We start from the raw sequence: 721 nt of genomic DNA, 5'->3' as shown, positions 1-721 counted from the left end.
CTTGTTGGGGGTGGAGGGTTTGGGTGCTAAGAGCACGAGCTTGCTCAACGACGTGGTGGACGCAAAAGCGCAAACGGAGGTGGACACGGCGGCGGAGTTGCAGGTCTTGGCGAGTGCGGCAGAGGCGGTGATTGCGGCAGCAGGTGGGACAAGCGGGCCGAGCCTGGCCCAACTGCAAGCGCTGGGTGTGAGCGGGGTGACAGCAGACAACCTGGCGGCAGTGCAAGCGGCGATAGCGAACACGGCAGACGATGGCTCAGGGGTGAGTAGCCTGAGCGCGCTGCAGTCGGTGGTGAGTGCAGCGGCAAGTGCGGCGGCAAGTGCGCTGAGCACGTTGAGCGAAGCGGCGACAAGCAACAGCGCAAGCGACAGCAGTCCTGGGGTGGAGGTGTATGGGGCGGCTGGGGTGAGTGGGGTGACGGCGGACAACCTCAAAGCGATCAACAGCGTGCTCAACACGACAGGGGTGAGTGCAACGAGCGTGGACACGACGGCAGAAGTGCAGGCGCTGGTGGATGCGTACAAGTTGGTGTTGGCGGGAGCGGATGCAGACGCGAGCGATGACAACGTGAGCGTGACGACAGCGCAATACGGCTTGTTGGGGGTGGAGGGTTTGGGTGCTAAGAGCACGAGCTTGCTCAACGACGTGGTGGACGCAAAAGCGCAAACGGAGGTGGACACGGCGGCGGAGTTGCAGGTCTTGGCGAGTGCGGCAGAGGCG

The 721-nt window shown here is 63.9% G+C and carries 1 protein-coding gene; it reads left to right on the top strand.

Annotation, left to right across the window (positions count from 1 at the left end):
- A partial coding sequence (locus B9Z43_RS17215; RefSeq protein ID WP_158270147.1) for a hypothetical protein occupies positions 1-721 on the top strand: 721 nt, incomplete at both ends.

The sequence above is a fragment of the Limnohabitans sp. MMS-10A-192 genome (genome assembly GCF_003063335.1).
GTDB lineage: Bacteria > Pseudomonadota > Gammaproteobacteria > Burkholderiales > Burkholderiaceae_C > Limnohabitans_A.
Note: the sequence above shows the minus strand (reverse complement) of the source record. Positions and strands in the feature narration are given on the sequence as shown.